Origin of the sequence: Asprobacillus argus (assembly GCF_032248395.1) — a bacterium.
GTDB classification, from domain to species: Bacteria; Bacteroidota; Bacteroidia; order Flavobacteriales; family Flavobacteriaceae; genus Polaribacter; species Polaribacter argus.
The window spans coordinates 1-279 of record NZ_JAVTTO010000017.1; the positions used below are offsets into that span (position 1 = coordinate 1).

1 protein-coding gene is annotated in these 279 nt (G+C 39.8%); it reads right to left on the reverse strand.

Features of this window, described 5'->3' with window-relative positions:
- A partial coding sequence (locus RQM59_RS14400) for a PKD domain-containing protein (protein WP_349242817.1) occupies positions 1-279 on the reverse strand: 279 nt, incomplete at both ends.

A 279-nucleotide genomic window follows, 5' to 3' on the forward strand; every position in this document is an offset into this window, starting at 1 on the left:
TCATCTTGTGTGATGGTTGCAATGATAGATTCATTTACTTGTATGGTTCTAGTTCTGGTACATCCTGTTCCATTAGTAGTTGTAGCAGTAACGGTATAGAGTCCTCCTTGATTAGGGCCAACGTTTACAAAACTACCAATAACCGTATTGCCATCAGGATCAGTCCATACATAATCATATATATCTCCAGGGTTTTCTACACTGATGGTAATACTGGGCCCGTTGTTACATACGATCTGTGGAGTTGTTACCTGAAAGTCTGGTAGAGGATTTACAATC